The organism is Vibrio sp. FF145, assembly GCF_041439075.1.
GTDB lineage: Bacteria > Pseudomonadota > Gammaproteobacteria > Enterobacterales > Vibrionaceae > Vibrio > Vibrio tasmaniensis_A.
In genome coordinates this window covers 27,984-42,555 of sequence record NZ_JBGONH010000021.1, presented here as the reverse complement: position 1 = coordinate 42,555, position 14,572 = coordinate 27,984, and the positions used below count along the sequence as shown (strand labels likewise).

Sequence of the window (14,572 nt, the reverse complement as noted above, 5' to 3'; positions counted from 1 at the left end):
AAACTCATTAACATTTAGTTGTTAGTACCTTATACCAAACCAAAAAAAACAAATAGACTCAGTCGGTTAGACATTAGTCGTAGAGTCGGACGACTAGTATTAGACCCTGTAGATAGTATGTGTCTGTTTATTTGTAGGCGATGAGCTTTATTGGTAATAAATGAATATCTAACAAGAAATGCTTGGCGTTAAAGCATCAGATAGCATCCATCGATGAGTGGTTTCTGGGGTAACGTTTTTGGTTAAAAACTATTGATAATAATTCTCATTACGTTACCTTGTGGGCTCAAACACACTCATTGTTGCGGAGACCAACATGGAACACTCGGATATTACTCAACTGCTTATTCCAAAGAGCGATTGGGCATCGCCTGATCTCTTTCTCTATGAAGGGGAAGACAAACTTCATCTGAGCTTAGAAGGCGCAATTCAATACAGTGGATTGAACAGCATTGGTGGCGTGGTTCTGGGCTTTAGGATGATCCAACATGCGGTGCAACTCGCGGCGGGTGAGCAGTCTTTGCAACGTGATGGCATCAGTGTTTATACCGCGTTCCCTGGACGTGGTGCTCAAGATGCTTTTGAGTACACATGCCGCGCACTGCGTGATAGGCGCTATTGCTGTGATACCACATTGCATCACCCTGCAGCGCAAACCGGACAACGTGGTCAGTTCTTGTTTACGCTTCGCTTGAATGAACAGTCTATGGTGATGACGCCAGCAGACGGGCTTCCAAGAAAAAGCTATTTTGAGGCCGACAGACACGCACAAGAAGGTCGAGAGGCAGCATTGAGATGGCGTGATGAGAAGATTAACTTCGCCAATACGCTCTTGAGCTTGTCGCCAGAAGAGTGCTTACGCGTGTTGTAATTCTTTGTTCTCACTTACAGAATGAGCTCAAAAACACAATGAACAACAAGAGGTCGCTCGCTTTCAAGTGGGCGACTTTTTTGTATCAAGCGCTAACGGAAAGCAGATTCCTAGTCGCGCTTAGGCTTGCTGGAATGACTCACTTTTAGTTTAGTGCGGTAGTCTAAAGTCTATGAGTTTCAGCAATCAACTTAAGCTGCCCGATCTCAATCCGCGACACATTTAGGCACGCAGGTGGTGCAGTTTTCAAAGCATTACACAGCTTACACTGACACGAAGTGATATAATTTTTGCCCAAAGCTTTGAAGAGCTAATGAATTAAAGGATGAGTACGATGGAAAAAACGATCTCGTTGGTACTTGGCAGTGGTGGCGCAAGAGGCTTGGTTCACGTTGGAATCATCCGTTGGTTAATTGAGCATGGCTATCAGATAAAATCCATCTCTGGTTGTTCAATTGGTGCACTTATCGGTGGTGTTTACGCGGCGGGTAAATTGGATGAATTTGAAGAGTGGATCACCAGTATCGACCAATCGAATATGGCGATGATGTTGGATTTTTCATGGCAGTCGAGTGGTATCTTCAAAGGGGACAAGATCATCGATACACTGCGTGGATTGATCGGTGAGATTTCAATTGAAGAACTGCCTATCCCTTATACCGCAGTTGCCGCTAACGTCGCCGATGAAAAAGAGGTTTGGCTGCAATCAGGCTCTCTGTTTGATGCCATTCGCGCTTCTATCTCTTTGCCATTGTTCTTCACTCCTCATGTGATTAATGGCGAAGCGCTGATTGATGGCGGGGTACTCAATCCCGTACCGATTGCGCCTACCTTTGGTGATAAGACAGACTTTACTCTTGCTGTGAACTTAGGCGGCGAACCTGAAATTGTTCAACAGGAAGTGATACCTGTTTCCCTACCAACAAAAGAGAGCAACCTGCACGAAAAGGTTGTTCACTTTATCGATAATCTCGGTAGCAGTGTAAAAAGTAAAATGAGCTTTAACTTTGCAGCCTACGACATTGCCAACCAAGCGTTTGATGCGATGCAATCGACCATTGCTCGCCAAAAATTGGCCGCTTATCCTGCCGATATTACGCTTGAGATCCCACGTAATGCCTGTGGCACCTTAGAGTTTGATCGCTCACAAGAGATGATAGACAGAGGATACCATTTGGCACAGGCTAAACTGGGCAATCGACTTTAATGTATTTGCTGCTGAATGAGGATATTTATGGAAACTGAACTAAAAGAGCTTGAACTCCACGAGCTTATGGCAACAAAAGATGTCATCGTGCTTACCAGCTCAGAAGTGGCTGCCGTATCTTGGCTGATAGAGTGCTATCAAGAGAACGCTGATATTCAGATTATCGAGAACGCACACCAGCTAGATACTGAAGCGATTGTGGTGCAATGCCGAGACTGCCTGAGTGAAAATAAAAAGGTCATCCTCACCGCGCAGTTTCGTAGCCAGCTCCCTATCATCAATCTCGCTTCACTGTGTAATGAGAAGCGCAAGTCATTGATCAATATTGAGTTGTTAGGCTGGGATGAAGAGACTCGCCTTCCTCAGTCTTATACTAGTTTCTAGATCATAGCAGTTTCTAGCTTATAACGGTTTCTAGTTAACCGCATTCGCTATATAGCAGCCGTTTTAGGTAGCAGACAATGTAAGCGCATTACTTCAAATGTCTGCCGCCATCTAGGTGTAAGGTTCTTCCTGTCATGTAGTGACTGGCCAACACAAACTTGATGCCATCGATTATTTCCTCAAAGCCCGCTTCTGTGGGAATCAGAGCTTTCTGCAGCGCTTTGGTCTTGTATGCCTCAGCGTCATGCTCATTAAACTTAATCATGGCTGGAGAGAGGGTATTTACTTTGACCTTGGGAGCCAGCATCGCTGAAAACGATAGCGTTAGGTTGTTGAGCGCCGCTTTACTGGCCGCGTAAGCAATGTGTTTTTTACTGCCTTTTTCTGCAACGTAGTCACTGATGTGGATGATGTCTGAAGTTTGATCGCCAGATATCAGTTGGTCTTTGAGTGTTAAATTGAACAGATAAGGCACGGTAGCGTGAATCGTCATCATCTGGTGCATGATGTGTGATGCATTTTCACTGGGATCTTTCTTGCTCTCAGGTTTCCAGTCCGAAGCGTTGTGTATGACGGCTCGAAGTGTCTTATATTCTTGACCAACATAATCAAGAAAGCCCTCTAAGCTGCTTTGTTGATAAAAGTCTACTTGCAGCAAGTCGGCTCCGTTGTCGCGCAACCGTTGCAGTTGAGGATAGTCGCTGCGGTAAGTGCCAACCACTTTGTATCCATCCGCTATAAGTTGCTGCGCCAATGCGAATCCGAGTCGCTTTCCCACGCCGGTTATCAATATCGTTTCACTCATCGTAAAAACTCAGCTCTGGTTTGAGGGTTAGTTTTGAAAATACCACCGAGAGCGGTTGTTGAGGTTTCAGAGTTTGCATCCATGACGCCTCTGGATTTAACGCAATAGTGAGTGGCTTTAATTGTCACGGCCACGTTTTCTGTTTCGACTAGAGTCTGTATCGCAACCAAGATTTGTTGTGTAAGGCGTTCTTGTACCTGAGGACGCTGAGCAAAGAATCGAACGATACGGTTTATTTTAGACAGCCCAAGAATCTTGTTTTCAGGTATATAAGCCACTTCCGCTAAACCATCGATGGTAATGAAGTGATGTTCGCACGTAGACGTTAAGTCGATATCCGATACCTTAACCATTTCATCAACCGACATTTTATTTTCTATAACACTGATTTTCGGGAAGTTATCGTAATCGAGCCCTGAAAATATCTCATGGACGTACATCTTTGCAATACGATGAGGTGTTTCAGCAAGGCTGTCATCGGTTAAATCCAGTCCAAGCGTACTGACCACTTCCGTCAAAAGTCCTTTGATGCGATTGTACTTCTGGTTGGGGTTCATTTCGCTCGGTGTCATTGGAGTTTCAAGTCCTCTTGCGAGCAAAGCTTCTCTTACTTTTTCGGCTTCTGTGTTCAGCATGACGCACTCCTTATGAATTATTGTCGTTGTCTGCTTCATAGCTCAGAGTGAGCGAAACAGAGTCAGCAAAACGTAGTACATGAGGCTTGTCGATTCTCACTTGAGCGTATTTCACCCAAGGATGGTCGATACAAATGCCGAGAACGTCACTGGTTAGCTTTTCCAAAAGCAGAAACCTTCCGGATTCGACATGTTGAATGATCTTCTTGCAGATGTTTTTGTAGTTAAGCGCGTTGTCCACATCATCAGAGAGGCAAAGGTTGTTCGCGGGGTAGTGGATCTCTGCATTGATAACAATGTCTTGCTGCTTGGACTTTTCTTCTTCGTTGAAGCCGATGAAGGTTCTTAGTCTCAGGTTCGTAATAGTGATAATGGCGTTGTGATTCATAACAGTGTCCAACCCTTAGAAAGTGAAGTCAGTTACGTGCTTGTTTTAAGAAAAGATCAGTAAAGCTCATGCGAATAAAATTTCAGTTGTTCCTATTGCAGCAGTTCTTTTTTCAGTCATGTACGGGCTAAGTGAAACTGAGCTCGAACGGGATGGGTTCGGTTTTCTGACTTAACTGATCGAAGTTTTCCCAGAGCTGCTGAAATGAGATGCCTAGAGTGGGGTGGCGTTCTTGCGCGGCAACATCGACTAACGGTCTGAGTACAAATGCGTATTCGGTGATTTCGCCTCTGGGTAGCTCTACGCCATCGATCATGCCTACTTGATTACCATAAAGAAGGATGTCGATATCCATCGTGCGTGAAGCATAGGCTTTGGTTTGACGCTTGCGATCATTCTCTGCTTCGATTTGATGTAGAACCTGAATCAGTTCGGCGACAGGAAGGTTACATTCAAACCTAACGACAAGGTTTAGGAAGTTGTCCCCCTCGAAACCGACAGGCTCGCAATCGTAGAAATTAGATATGTGCAGCGGTGCAAAGCGGTCATTCAATGCTTTGAGAGATTCTGTGACGTGGTGTTCGCGGTTAATGTTGCTTCCGATGCTGACGTAGACGTTGGCCATAGTATTTCCTTCCTTTTAAGGAGCCTATACGTCCAACTCGCGCTGAAGATCAGCTATGCATTCTCTTAAAAACAGGAAGATAAAAGAAAATAGGGTTCTGCCGCAAATCGCCTCTGATAGTGATAGAATCCCCGCATCAGAATTATCGAGAATCTAGGTATTTATAAACAATGTTTATCCATCACGTTAACGGCATCGACTGGCTGGTGATTACAGCTTTTGAAGAACTGAAAACTATGTTTATCGAAGATGCAGGTCCAATCCCATCTTACTTCTCGACCGCCAGCGAATTGAGCCTGATTGATCAAGCCAAGCGCAGTTATGGATTTTTACCTAAACTCCGCGGTGTGATCACCGATACCGGCACGTATCAAAGTGAAAATCTTGACGAAGATTTGAACCCACAGCTTGCGTGCATAGTGGAAGGGCGAGGTCGGGTGTTTATTTATCACGGCGACTATGTGGCTTTTGTCGATGACGAACAAACCTTCATTACCCGCATGGACTGAGAGTGATTCAGTTGGTTTAGAGCGGTTGATTGGTTAATTGATTAATTGATTGCGAATAAGCTGCTCTGTAGATAAAACTAAGGCCTCGCGTGTGCGAGGCCTTAGTTTTGAGGCTGTTACAATAAACCGATCTCTAACGGGTAATTGGATAGAAGTGTTCTAGTCCATGACAATTAGAGTCGTTACTGTCCTTACCAGATATCTTCGATTAAAGAGTCTTTAAGCTGCGCAGCTGCGGCAATGTTTTCTTTCGACATGTACTGTTTCACGTCGATTATCTCTTTCTCTGCATCCGAGTTTCCGTATTCCTGCGCGACTTCAAACCATGCTAGCGCTTTAACAAAATCGCTCCATGTACCGTGACCATTACGGTAGGCGTAACCAACGGAATATTGACCATAATCGTTGCCCTGCATTGCGGCGTGAGTGTAATACTCTAATGCTTTTTTTGCGTCTGTAGTTTTGAAACCACACGGTTTTTTGTATCGCGTAGAAGAGTAAATATCACCCATCTTCACATAAGAAAGTGTATGTTCATCTTCTTCAATGGCTTTGCTAAATAATTGCATCGCTTTAGAGCAACTCTTTTCAACGCCTTGTCCATTTAGGTAAGAAATACCCAAATTGTACATAGCACTTGCATCGCCTAAGTTAGCCGATTGCTCAAACCAATACGCAGATTTGGAGAAGTCTTGAGTGACGCCTTGACCTTCATCGTATGAAAATGCGAGTTGATACATAGCGTCAGAATACCCCGCTTTTGCAGAAGCTAGGTAATAATCGTTGCCTTTCTTTAGGTCGATAGGTGTACCTTCACCATCAAAATACATTACGCCTAATGAGTAGAGCACATAAGGGTCTTTGCTGGTTTCAGCTTTGTGGTACCAAGCCAGTGCTTTTTCGTATTGCTCTTCGTAGTAATAATTATCTGCCAAGGTAATCATCGCTTTTACCTCACCAGATTCCGCTACTTGATTCATGTACTCATATCCGCGTTGTAAGTTCTCTTCATACATTGAATCTTCAATTAAAAGGTTAGCAGCCTGCATTAGCAATTCGTTATCGCTAGACGTTTCTGCGTTCTTTAAAAGTGCGAGTTCTTCGCCTTCAAAAGCTTCTATCTCAAGATCGTATGCAAAAGTGCTAGCGGATAGCAGCAGCGACAGTGACGTTAAAAAAGTACAACTTTGTTTTATCATTTAAGCCATTTCTTATATTAGTAATGTTTCACATGAATATAACAAAACAGCTTTGAAAATAAAGGAAATTTCGGGCTATCGAAAACCGAATTCACGACAATGAGACCTAGGGCATCTCAATATACTGGAAGCAACCAAGACTGGTTAATAAACGTTGACCCAAGCGATTAACTCAATGGCTTAGGCGCGGAAATTAGGTGGCACTGAGTCAGTAGCAATGGACAGAGCTCTATATGTGCCGATAATGATCTAGAGGTCTTTAAACCCAAGTTATCGTGACACTCATTACCTGACTGGCAGCTTGGTCTTTGTTTTTACCTGACCGAAGGCGAAGCTGGATTCAATCGAAGCAATATTGGGCAGGCGGGTTAATTGCTTGCGGATAAACTGCTCGTAGCTTTTTAGCGACTCGCTGACTACATGCAATAGGTAGTCGTGATTGCCCGTCATTAGAAAGCACTCTAACACTTCATCAATCACTTCGATGTGCTGTTCAAAGTCTCGCATGTTCTCTTCTGTCGGCTTTTCAAGTTTCACCAACACAAACACATTGACTGGCAGGCCACACGCTTCTTGGTCAACACTGGCGTGATAGCCGCGAATAATCCCTTGTTTCTCTAATGCTCGAACTGGCGACGACACTGTACAAAGCCAATACCAAGACACACGATCTTTGGGCATTGACGGTTGATGGCCTTTCAGAGCTCGATAAGAGCGACCGAATCGCTTGGTTTAACGCCAAACGTTTTTTGTCATTCCAGATCGCTAAGATCTTCGACAATCTGCAAAACCCAATGCGCGCCACTTACCAGTCTATTGCCACCAATAATGGTAATTTTGCATCCAAAGGTGCGTATCCTATCTTCGATAATGTCGCTGCTATTTTCTCTGCGAGCCCTGTGATTACACGTACCGCGACCTATTTGTTTGCGTGTACAGAATGGATTGAAGATGCGTTTAATGGTAAGGAGCCGCTGCACGATATTTACTCTCGACTGCTTAACCCAACATCGATTTCACTGGCTAACCACATGGTTGATATTGAGGCAGGCTCTAGAGCCAATGAGTACCTCGCATGGAACTTTAACTCGGGGATGGCCGCTATTGATGGGTTGTTGAGCCATCTACTTGGGTATGAAGACATTGTCTTAGCTTCACGCAATATCTACGGCGGTTCTTACCAACTGTTGGAAGATTGGTTTGGCAAGCCTTCGAACCTGAATGTCGCGGTAGAGTGGGTGGATGGTTACTCCGGGGATGAGTTTGCGACGCGACTTGATGAGGTTGCCGATAAATACGCAGATCGCATCGCTGCGGGTAAGAAAATCTACGTCTACCTAGAGTCACCGTGTAACCCGCATGGACACGTGTTAGATGTTGCTAGTATCAGTAAAGCAGGTCACTCTCGTGGTTGGGATGTGATTGTTGACTCGACAGTGGGCACGCCTTTATTACACCCAGTACTGAAACGTGATGATGTGATGGAAAGACCCGATTATGTTATTCACTCTTACACCAAAGAACTGGCGGGTTCTGGCACCACAACTGCTGGGGTTGTGATTGGCCGTAACGAGACCATGTTTATTCCAAAAGGAGAGGAGGTCACTTTCACCAAACCTAACGGCGATGAGGTCACCATTCCATGGAACGAAACGCTGTTTTGGAATGTGTATTACATCAAAGGCGCATTCTTAGATGCAGACAAAGCGTTTGAAGTGCTCAATGGTATGAAAACGTATGAGATGCGAGTGGTGCAAAAAACGATTAATGCACTGACTCTGGCGAAGATCTTCGATGCCCACCCAGACATCAATGTGTCGTGTCCAGCTTTGCCAGACAGTGATAACTATGAGCACTGCCAGAACAACATGTACTTGGGTTTGCCAGCCGCGCTTTTCACTATCGATATGGAAGGCAACGGCGACCGTGCACCAATCAATCGAGATGGGTTTAAACAGTTCTTCGACATGCTTGAGCCCGCTATCGGCATGCAAGTGAGTTTAGGGCAAACCAATACGGTGGCCTTATGCCCAGCACTGACCACGCACTCAGAGCTCAGCGATGAAGCGTTAAATGAAGCAGGCATCAAGCCAACCACAATGCGTATCTCTATCGGCTTGGAAGATCCGCGAATGTTCATCGCTCACATTATCGAGGCCGCTAAATTGTCGATTGACCGCAAACACGCAGACTTCTCATCGAGTTTCCCGAGTGGTGACAGTATCGATGAAATTTATATGCAAACCTACATGGATGTGCATCAGATGTTTGTGAAGAGCTTGCCGAAGTTTGAGCAACTTACTCAGTAAGCTGAGTTATTAAGGAAAGGTGACAATCACTTATTTGGTATACGGTGGCCATTGTTGTAGTCCAGTCATGACACTTAGGGTGATGTAAAAATGCCCACCAAGTTGGCAGGCATTAATTGATGCTAATTTGCATAGAAAGCTTAGGAAGCTTTGGATGTTTTGGAAACTTCGTGTTGTTCAATCATGAAGGCAATGGCTTCATCGCTTAAACAAGATTTACTCACATATTGGCGCTGCTTTCCAATATGAAGGATAAAGCCGAGATCGGTCTGTTCAAGTTGGTCGATGTCACGCCAAGCGATAGTATTGGTGGCTTTACGGTTTTTATAACTCACACCATCAGTATCCCCTGAAAAGACCACTTTGCTGCCAGCACCTGAGCTGATTTTTTGTCGCCATAACCACCAGGTTCTCTTGCAATATACACTGAACGCTTCAATCACACTCAAAACGATAAAAAACCAGCCTACGTAGCCACTAGGTAACAGTTCAAACTCCAATAGAACCCAACCAAAAATAAGAAACAAAAATGCCTTTAAATAGGCTTTTGGAAACTGAGTCGGAAGGCTAGTTTGGTCATAACACTCTGCGAAAAACGTTTTGTCGAGGGTGTATTCTGTGGTGAAACCGGGATCTTTAGGCATGTGTGGCTACTTTGTAGTTCTTTGTTGAGGCGCATTATATCGCTTCACGCTGGTTTGTCTTAGCGGTTTCATTCCCTTTTGTAAATCAATAATACTGAATGCGCTTGTTCATGCCAGAGTCAGTTGTTATTTCAATTGGTGTTAAATGATGTTGTTGAGGATTTACTTCTTAACTTAAGTATCCATTCTGTAAATCTTATTTCTCATACGATGGTTATTGGCATATGCCATTAATGGGGCGTATGCTGAACTTCTGATCATCAATAACAGGAAGTTACTATGTTATACGCAATACCTTGTCGTGACCTTCATGTCGGCAACCATTTTGCCCGTTCTCCACAGATCGCGATTGTCGATGAGCAACAACAAATAAAGCATCTTATTCCTTTGGTTGAGTCAGACAGCCCGTGCAATAAGAAGAAGCAATGGATGTCCGTCGTTAAATCTTATGATGTGAAAGCTGTTGTGGTTCGTCACATCGGGAAGAAAATGCTGTCGCGCTTGTTCAATCATGACGTTCGCGTTTTTACATCTAAAGGAAAAGCCGAAGTTACCACTCTGGATTTTAGCAATCTACAAGAAGTAAACGACCTCGATTATGGTCGCGAGTCGCGAAATAGCGGGTGTAGCAATAAAACGTGCGGCGAGAAAGGGCACAAAAAACAAGCTTCGATTTTAATGGCACAGCCTAATCAGCTAGGCGCTATTCGAGGGTTCCGTAAATGACCTTTTTGTTGACGCTATTGGGGTTTGTCGGAGTCGTTACACTGATGGCGATAGGCGTGATTTTTTCGCGCAAGCCAATCAAAGGCAGTTGTGGAGGACTCGCACAGTTAGACATTGAGCGCGAATGCAATTGCAAGGATGTGTGTGAAGGGCAAAGCCGAAAGTTGTATCAGATTACTGAGCCATCAAGCTAAGTATCAAGTTAAGTATCAAGAGTTCTCGCTCGCTGAGTTAAATAACTTCTGGCTAACACGTGAATTAACTGCCTTGAATCACCAACGCATGGCCGTTGACGATGCACTTGGCGACTTTGGCTCTTGCACGCTTGATGATGTTGCCGAACGTTTGGCGAGACACCTGCATCTGCTCGGCGGCTTCAAGCTGGCTCAATCCTTCTTGATCAGCCAAGCGTAAGGCTTCTAACTCTTCTAATAGCAATTCTTCTTTATGAAGCTCGTCCATAGGAACGCCATTAGGCTTAAAACATGAGTAAGCCGCACGGGTACATAATTGACGATGTTTTTTTGGTCGAGCCATATCAATCTCTAGGAATCTAAGGGTTCACAGGAATAAGGGTAAGTATGAAGGTTTTCATTCCTCACAACCATCGCCGTTGCCAAGTGTGCAGCCAAGGTTTTTTCACAGACAGCCCCATTTGTTTTGAAGCTGTTGGTGAAGGCGAGACTTTGGCTCAGTACGAAACGCTAGCTAAGCATGAAACGCCAGTTAAGCATGAAAATTTAACTAAGTATGAAGCTATAGCCAAGATTGTACCAACAGATAAAGCTGAGGGCTACGACGGTATTATGCAGGGGGGTATTGTTACTGCGTTACACGACAGCGCGATGTTGTATTGCTTGTTCCATAACAATATCAATGCGATGACGGTGAGTTTAACTTCTCGCTTTCACCATCCAATCGCCATTGGTCAGGAACTCGAAATTCGCGCTCAATGGGTGAAAAGCAGACGTAATCTTTATTTCCTCGAAAGCCAAATTACGCAGTGCGGGAAGTTATGTTCGTCGGCAAAGAGTCAGTTCATGTCAGCACCGCCTAGATTTGATCTGAACTAGAAGCTTTGTTCTTTTTGAAGTATTTGAACGCTGCCCAGACGGCATAAGCCGAAACACCTACGATCAACGCTGAGCGAAGTAGAATAGGTGCATCATGCTCAAGTTGACTAACATGCGGCACAATACTGGCGAACAATCGACTGGTAAAAAGCAGCCCCATTACTAACATAACAATTTTATTCATGTGACCTGCCGTTCAATAGGGTACGTTGCACAGAAACAGTTATGGGGTGGGCTACACGGCCAAAAAACTATTCTGCTCGGAATAAAATCATGCGCTTCTCAAGCTTGGTCGTCAACGCGATATCAGCTTAAAGCCAGTAAGCTAAAGTTTCGTTTTTGAAAGCGAGGGGGATTGCAAGTGAAGAGGGGATTGAAAGGGGAAAGAAGAGTGATGCGCTAGGGCCTATTCTTCAAACTAAAATGCCACCGCAAATCTGCAGTGGCATTTGAATGACAACAAACCATCATGTAAATCTTTAATTACAGCTCTAACAGTTTGGCTAATTCACGCTCTTCGAGCAGCTCTTCAATGCGTTGACGAGCCTTAGGCCCTTCTGCTTGTGCTTTGGTTGACTTGCCGGCTTTTTTACTGCGGCTCGTTTTTGTTTTTTCCTTAGTTGTCATCGGTAACCTTCCTTGTATTTTCTATCTTACAGGTTGCATGTCTCTTTTAGTGCTTTACCTGCTTTAAATGCTGGTGTTTTTGACGCTGAGATTTGAATCTCTTCTCCAGTTCTTGGATTGCGACCAGTGCGAGCAGCGCGGCTATTCACTTTAAAGCTACCAAATCCAAGGATAGATACATCGTCGCCATTAGCAAGCGTAGTCGAGATGCCTTCAACGAGTGCATTGAGTGCTGTGCCTGCTTGCTCTTTTGAGATGTCAGCAGAAGTTGCGATGTGTTCAACTAATTGAGATTTGTTCATGTTTTAAATTCCTTGTCGAGTTCGTCTGGCGTTTGGTTTTTGCAAACTATTGGTTAAATATGACCAATATGAACTGAAGTTATGTCATTGCTAGGATTGAACTTTGTAAAGTAACAAACGAAGTTGATTATAAAAACATATCACGCCTCATTCAATGCAAATCATTGACTATTACTTGTTTTCGGCCAGTTATGGACAGTGAGTCATGAAAATGAACATCGTTTTGTTTAAATTAATTCATGATATCAATTGAAAGTTAATATTTTGCTGTATGTAGAACAGACAAAAAAGCCCAGCGTGTGTGCTGGGCTCATGCTTTTTTGAAGCAATCTGTTTTTTAAAGCAATCGAGTATTTGAAGCGGTTTTGTACTCGGAGCTAACGCAACGAAAATTATTTAGTAATAAAGATCTGTTCCGTTTTTAGCGAAGTCATCGAGCGAACTTGGCGCCAAATGTAGTAGAAGATACCTAACATCATCAACATACTTGGTATAGCGATGGCCGGGTAGCTGTAAAGTGTCAACTTACCCAATTCTTCATTAAAAGCTGCAGTACCTGCTGGGCTAGTCACAATCCAAGTCGCTAGAAAGTAGTTCATCGCAGAAGAAAATGCGAAGGTACTAGCGAATAGGTAGTTTGACTTCATTAGGCAACGATTAAACTCTGCTTGGTTACCAAACTCTCTTAAACGCTCTTCGATTAGAGATATGTTTAACAGTGCAGGCGTGAAGATAACTTTTTGGATAAACGGGTAGCGAGTGAAGGTTGAGCCAAGAACCGCTAAACCAATTAGGCCGGGTATTAATGCTTCTTTTAATGCTAACCAACGAGTATCAAGTTCGAAGAAGCCGATACCGCCGGTTAATAATACGCTGACAAAGCCAAGTGCCGCGATGAAGTTAAACTTCTTGTTGCGGACTAACTCCATACCACCGTAAGCAATAGGGAAGGCAAGCGCGACAAGTAGTGCTAAGCCAGTTCCTAGGTGTTCCTCTCCACTGAACTTCATTAAGATGAATGAAGGAAGAAAGACGTTAAATACGACTTCGAAAAGAGGACTCGATTTTTTGTTTTCTGTGCTGCTCATAATTTCTAAATACATTATGTTATGGATTTATTCTCAGGGATTGTTGTTTACCTCGCTCAAGATGTAAAGCCTTAAGACGTCATGCTGTGTAACGACATGTGACATCAACGACATCTCTGAACTTATAGAACGCGTAATTCAACACTTTCGTGTCTGAGTTCTCGATTAACTTGGGGCTTATGGTGTGAAAGCCGTTGCTTGCTGAGTCAATTTATATGAACGCCATAGCTAAGCTTTCGCGTTTTTCTGCAGTGATCCACATTCATCAAGTTACCTAAGGCTGCAAACGCATATCCATATAATTGGAAACATGTATGCCAAGTTGCTTGTGATATTTGGGTTATGTTATAACATAACCCAAATATCACTCTTACTGAGAATAACGTTCGTATCGGTAAGAGGAAAACAACAAGCATGTATCAAGGAGATGACGTAATGAATGCCGTGTTAACGAAACCTGTGACAACCGATAATAATCAGCCACTTAACATTGGTTCTGCTGCAAGTATCAAGGTTCATGCGAATCATGCTCCATGCTATAGCGCTTCTGAGCAGCCAACGGTACTGGCAGACATCTATCAAAGCAATGTCAATATTGCGATTTGGCAGCGTACATTTGATGAAGATTTAACAATGGCAATCAGTGAATTTATCGCCTTGAATCCAAACTTCAGTAAATCTATGAGCCTGTCTCCAGACAACGCCTATGAGAAATTGGAGTTTGCTACCGACGAAACCGCATCTAAAGCACTACTAGAAAACATGGTAGAGCTGGTGGATATGTTCTGTTGTTTGTTTGATCTTGAAGAAGTAGGGCTCCGTTTAGCGGTTCTGAATAAAGCGATGTGTCCACGCTTCCATGTTGACCAAGTCCCTTGCCGTTTAGTGACTACCTATCATGGTGTTGCCACTCAATGGCTGCCAAACGACTTGGTCGACCGTACGAAGCTAGGAAGAGGGAGTAACGGAAAGCCAGATTCAGAGTCAGGCTTGTACAGTCATGAGTCGGATATCGAGCAACTTTCGAGTGGTGATGTGGCATTGCTTAAAGGGGAGCGATGGAGTGGCAACGAAAACGCGGGTCTGGTGCATTGCTCACCCGTAACTTCATTTAACGAGACGCGATTGTTGCTGACGTTAGATTTTGGTTAGTCGCGCTCTATTCGCGAGACGATTTTTA

At 43.9% G+C, this 14,572-nt stretch carries 19 protein-coding genes and 2 pseudogenes; 9 read left to right on the top strand and 12 right to left on the bottom strand.

The window, feature by feature from the left end; all coding sequences use genetic code 11:
* The first annotated feature begins 316 nt into the window (after nucleotides 1-316).
* The 3 genes from ACED42_RS09940 to ACED42_RS09930 all read left to right on the top strand — a co-directional run bounded on the left by ACED42_RS09940 (nucleotide 317) and on the right by ACED42_RS09930 (nucleotide 2,462).
* Entirely contained in the window at nucleotides 317-871 is a 555-nt protein-coding gene (locus tag ACED42_RS09940; protein WP_009846993.1) for a hypothetical protein, read from the top strand.
* A 334-nt stretch (nucleotides 872-1,205) separates the two neighbouring features.
* A complete protein-coding gene (locus tag ACED42_RS09935; RefSeq protein WP_371702405.1) occupies nucleotides 1,206-2,078 on the top strand; it encodes a patatin-like phospholipase family protein in 873 nt (290 codons plus the stop codon).
* Nucleotides 2,079-2,093: 15 nt separating this feature from the next.
* Nucleotides 2,094-2,462: a hypothetical protein gene (locus tag ACED42_RS09930; RefSeq protein WP_371702403.1), complete on the top strand. Its 369-nt coding sequence runs from the start codon at nucleotides 2,094-2,096 to the stop codon at nucleotides 2,460-2,462.
* A gap of 88 nt (nucleotides 2,463-2,550) precedes the next feature.
* Here ACED42_RS09930 and folM read toward each other — a convergent pair whose 3' ends face one another.
* The 4 genes from folM to folK all read right to left on the bottom strand — a co-directional run bounded on the left by folM (nucleotide 2,551) and on the right by folK (nucleotide 4,915).
* Nucleotides 2,551-3,267, bottom strand: coding sequence for a dihydromonapterin reductase (gene folM / locus ACED42_RS09925; protein ID WP_371702401.1), 717 nt, complete (start codon nucleotides 3,265-3,267; stop codon nucleotides 2,551-2,553).
* Nucleotides 3,264-3,902 (bottom strand): GTP cyclohydrolase I FolE, encoded by a 639-nt coding sequence (folE, locus tag ACED42_RS09920; protein ID WP_017099742.1) that lies wholly within the window; start codon nucleotides 3,900-3,902, stop codon nucleotides 3,264-3,266. The genes folM and folE overlap by 4 nt, the downstream gene beginning before the upstream one ends.
* Nucleotides 3,903-3,912: 10 nt before the next feature.
* Nucleotides 3,913-4,290 carry a dihydroneopterin triphosphate 2'-epimerase gene (gene folX, locus ACED42_RS09915; protein WP_371702399.1) on the bottom strand — a complete coding sequence of 126 codons (378 nt, stop codon included), beginning with the start codon at nucleotides 4,288-4,290 and terminating at the stop codon, nucleotides 3,913-3,915.
* Nucleotides 4,291-4,417: 127 nt separating this feature from the next.
* Nucleotides 4,418-4,915 (bottom strand): 2-amino-4-hydroxy-6-hydroxymethyldihydropteridine diphosphokinase, encoded by a 498-nt coding sequence (folK, locus tag ACED42_RS09910; protein WP_371702397.1) that lies wholly within the window; start codon nucleotides 4,913-4,915, stop codon nucleotides 4,418-4,420.
* A 170-nt stretch (nucleotides 4,916-5,085) separates the two neighbouring features.
* On the opposite strand from folK, the gene ACED42_RS09905 reads away from it, so the two are divergent.
* The gene (locus ACED42_RS09905; protein ID WP_009846986.1) at nucleotides 5,086-5,424 is read left to right on the top strand and encodes a hypothetical protein; all 339 of its coding nucleotides are present in this window, start codon (nucleotides 5,086-5,088) and stop codon (nucleotides 5,422-5,424) included.
* Nucleotides 5,425-5,615: 191 nt separating this feature from the next.
* On the opposite strand, the gene ACED42_RS09900 is transcribed toward ACED42_RS09905, so the two are convergent.
* On the bottom strand, nucleotides 5,616-6,623 hold the full coding sequence (locus tag ACED42_RS09900; RefSeq protein ID WP_012604167.1) for a tetratricopeptide repeat protein: 1,008 nt from the start codon (nucleotides 6,621-6,623) through the stop codon (nucleotides 5,616-5,618).
* Between the two features lie 285 nt (nucleotides 6,624-6,908).
* Nucleotides 6,909-7,253 (bottom strand): annotated as a pseudogene (locus ACED42_RS09895) (Lrp/AsnC family transcriptional regulator); the annotation flags it as partial.
* Here ACED42_RS09895 and ACED42_RS09890 point away from each other — a divergent pair.
* Nucleotides 7,244-8,932, top strand: a pseudogene (locus ACED42_RS09890) (PLP-dependent transferase); the annotation flags it as partial. The pseudogenes ACED42_RS09895 and ACED42_RS09890 sit on opposite strands and share 10 nt — an antisense overlap.
* Nucleotides 8,933-9,072: 140 nt before the next feature.
* Here ACED42_RS09890 and ACED42_RS09885 read toward each other — a convergent pair.
* The gene (locus ACED42_RS09885; RefSeq protein ID WP_371702394.1) at nucleotides 9,073-9,576 is read right to left on the bottom strand and encodes a YcxB family protein; all 504 of its coding nucleotides are present in this window, start codon (nucleotides 9,574-9,576) and stop codon (nucleotides 9,073-9,075) included.
* Between the two features lie 279 nt (nucleotides 9,577-9,855).
* Here ACED42_RS09885 and ACED42_RS09880 point away from each other — a divergent pair, with 279 nt between their 5' ends.
* Together ACED42_RS09880 and nqrM are read left to right on the top strand one after the other, a co-directional pair.
* Entirely contained in the window at nucleotides 9,856-10,302 is a 447-nt protein-coding gene (locus tag ACED42_RS09880) for a NifB/NifX family molybdenum-iron cluster-binding protein (protein WP_371702392.1), read from the top strand.
* Nucleotides 10,299-10,496, top strand: coding sequence for a (Na+)-NQR maturation NqrM (nqrM, locus tag ACED42_RS09875; RefSeq protein WP_009846971.1), 198 nt, complete (start codon nucleotides 10,299-10,301; stop codon nucleotides 10,494-10,496). The genes ACED42_RS09880 and nqrM overlap by 4 nt, the downstream gene beginning before the upstream one ends.
* 64 nt (nucleotides 10,497-10,560) lie before the next feature.
* Here nqrM and ACED42_RS09870 read toward each other — a convergent pair whose 3' ends face one another.
* Entirely contained in the window at nucleotides 10,561-10,839 is a 279-nt protein-coding gene (locus ACED42_RS09870; protein ID WP_009846970.1) for a DUF134 domain-containing protein, read from the bottom strand.
* Nucleotides 10,840-10,883: 44 nt separating this feature from the next.
* Between ACED42_RS09870 and ACED42_RS09865 the strand changes: the two genes are divergently transcribed.
* Complete coding sequence (locus tag ACED42_RS09865) at nucleotides 10,884-11,375, top strand: PaaI family thioesterase (RefSeq protein ID WP_371702390.1); 492 nt, start codon at nucleotides 10,884-10,886, stop codon at nucleotides 11,373-11,375.
* Here the strand turns inward: ACED42_RS09865 and ACED42_RS09860 are convergent.
* From ACED42_RS09860 to ACED42_RS09845, 4 genes are all read right to left on the bottom strand, one after another.
* On the bottom strand, nucleotides 11,356-11,559 hold the full coding sequence (locus ACED42_RS09860; RefSeq protein ID WP_122046688.1) for a hypothetical protein: 204 nt from the start codon (nucleotides 11,557-11,559) through the stop codon (nucleotides 11,356-11,358). The genes ACED42_RS09865 and ACED42_RS09860 overlap by 20 nt on opposite strands.
* Before the next feature lie 299 nt (nucleotides 11,560-11,858).
* Nucleotides 11,859-12,002, bottom strand: coding sequence for a hypothetical protein (locus ACED42_RS09855; protein WP_009846967.1), 144 nt, complete (start codon nucleotides 12,000-12,002; stop codon nucleotides 11,859-11,861).
* 26 nt (nucleotides 12,003-12,028) lie between these two features.
* On the bottom strand, nucleotides 12,029-12,304 hold the full coding sequence (locus ACED42_RS09850; protein WP_009846966.1) for an HU family DNA-binding protein: 276 nt from the start codon (nucleotides 12,302-12,304) through the stop codon (nucleotides 12,029-12,031).
* A gap of 392 nt (nucleotides 12,305-12,696) precedes the next feature.
* Nucleotides 12,697-13,392, bottom strand: coding sequence for a VC0807 family protein (locus ACED42_RS09845; RefSeq protein ID WP_017096977.1), 696 nt, complete (start codon nucleotides 13,390-13,392; stop codon nucleotides 12,697-12,699).
* Nucleotides 13,393-13,827: 435 nt separating this feature from the next.
* On the opposite strand from ACED42_RS09845, the gene ACED42_RS09840 reads away from it, so the two are divergent.
* Nucleotides 13,828-14,544, top strand: coding sequence for a DUF1826 domain-containing protein (locus ACED42_RS09840; RefSeq protein WP_102258556.1), 717 nt, complete (start codon nucleotides 13,828-13,830; stop codon nucleotides 14,542-14,544).
* Nucleotides 14,545-14,572: the final 28 nt, after the last annotated feature.

What these genes read in the sequence shown, in the direction of transcription:
- folE (WP_017099742.1), bottom strand. Translation starts at nt 3,902, where the DNA reads ATGCTGAACACAGAAGCCGAAAAAGTAAGAGAAGCTTTGCTCGCAAGA.
- ACED42_RS09840 (WP_102258556.1), top strand. Translation starts at nt 13,828, where the DNA reads ATGAATGCCGTGTTAACGAAACCTGTGACAACCGATAATAATCAGCCA.
- ACED42_RS09935 (WP_371702405.1), top strand. Translation starts at nt 1,206, where the DNA reads ATGGAAAAAACGATCTCGTTGGTACTTGGCAGTGGTGGCGCAAGAGGC.
- ACED42_RS09900 (WP_012604167.1), bottom strand. Translation starts at nt 6,623, where the DNA reads ATGATAAAACAAAGTTGTACTTTTTTAACGTCACTGTCGCTGCTGCTA.
- ACED42_RS09865 (WP_371702390.1), top strand. Translation starts at nt 10,884, where the DNA reads ATGAAGGTTTTCATTCCTCACAACCATCGCCGTTGCCAAGTGTGCAGC.
- ACED42_RS09860 (WP_122046688.1), bottom strand. Translation starts at nt 11,559, where the DNA reads ATGAATAAAATTGTTATGTTAGTAATGGGGCTGCTTTTTACCAGTCGA.
- ACED42_RS09930 (WP_371702403.1), top strand. Translation starts at nt 2,094, where the DNA reads ATGAGGATATTTATGGAAACTGAACTAAAAGAGCTTGAACTCCACGAG.
- ACED42_RS09870 (WP_009846970.1), bottom strand. Translation starts at nt 10,839, where the DNA reads ATGGCTCGACCAAAAAAACATCGTCAATTATGTACCCGTGCGGCTTAC.
- ACED42_RS09855 (WP_009846967.1), bottom strand. Translation starts at nt 12,002, where the DNA reads ATGACAACTAAGGAAAAAACAAAAACGAGCCGCAGTAAAAAAGCCGGC.
- folM (WP_371702401.1), bottom strand. Translation starts at nt 3,267, where the DNA reads ATGAGTGAAACGATATTGATAACCGGCGTGGGAAAGCGACTCGGATTC.
- ACED42_RS09845 (WP_017096977.1), bottom strand. Translation starts at nt 13,392, where the DNA reads ATGAGCAGCACAGAAAACAAAAAATCGAGTCCTCTTTTCGAAGTCGTA.
- nqrM (WP_009846971.1), top strand. Translation starts at nt 10,299, where the DNA reads ATGACCTTTTTGTTGACGCTATTGGGGTTTGTCGGAGTCGTTACACTG.
- ACED42_RS09850 (WP_009846966.1), bottom strand. Translation starts at nt 12,304, where the DNA reads ATGAACAAATCTCAATTAGTTGAACACATCGCAACTTCTGCTGACATC.
- ACED42_RS09905 (WP_009846986.1), top strand. Translation starts at nt 5,086, where the DNA reads ATGTTTATCCATCACGTTAACGGCATCGACTGGCTGGTGATTACAGCT.
- ACED42_RS09880 (WP_371702392.1), top strand. Translation starts at nt 9,856, where the DNA reads ATGTTATACGCAATACCTTGTCGTGACCTTCATGTCGGCAACCATTTT.
- ACED42_RS09885 (WP_371702394.1), bottom strand. Translation starts at nt 9,576, where the DNA reads ATGCCTAAAGATCCCGGTTTCACCACAGAATACACCCTCGACAAAACG.
- folX (WP_371702399.1), bottom strand. Translation starts at nt 4,290, where the DNA reads ATGAATCACAACGCCATTATCACTATTACGAACCTGAGACTAAGAACC.
- ACED42_RS09940 (WP_009846993.1), top strand. Translation starts at nt 317, where the DNA reads ATGGAACACTCGGATATTACTCAACTGCTTATTCCAAAGAGCGATTGG.
- folK (WP_371702397.1), bottom strand. Translation starts at nt 4,915, where the DNA reads ATGGCCAACGTCTACGTCAGCATCGGAAGCAACATTAACCGCGAACAC.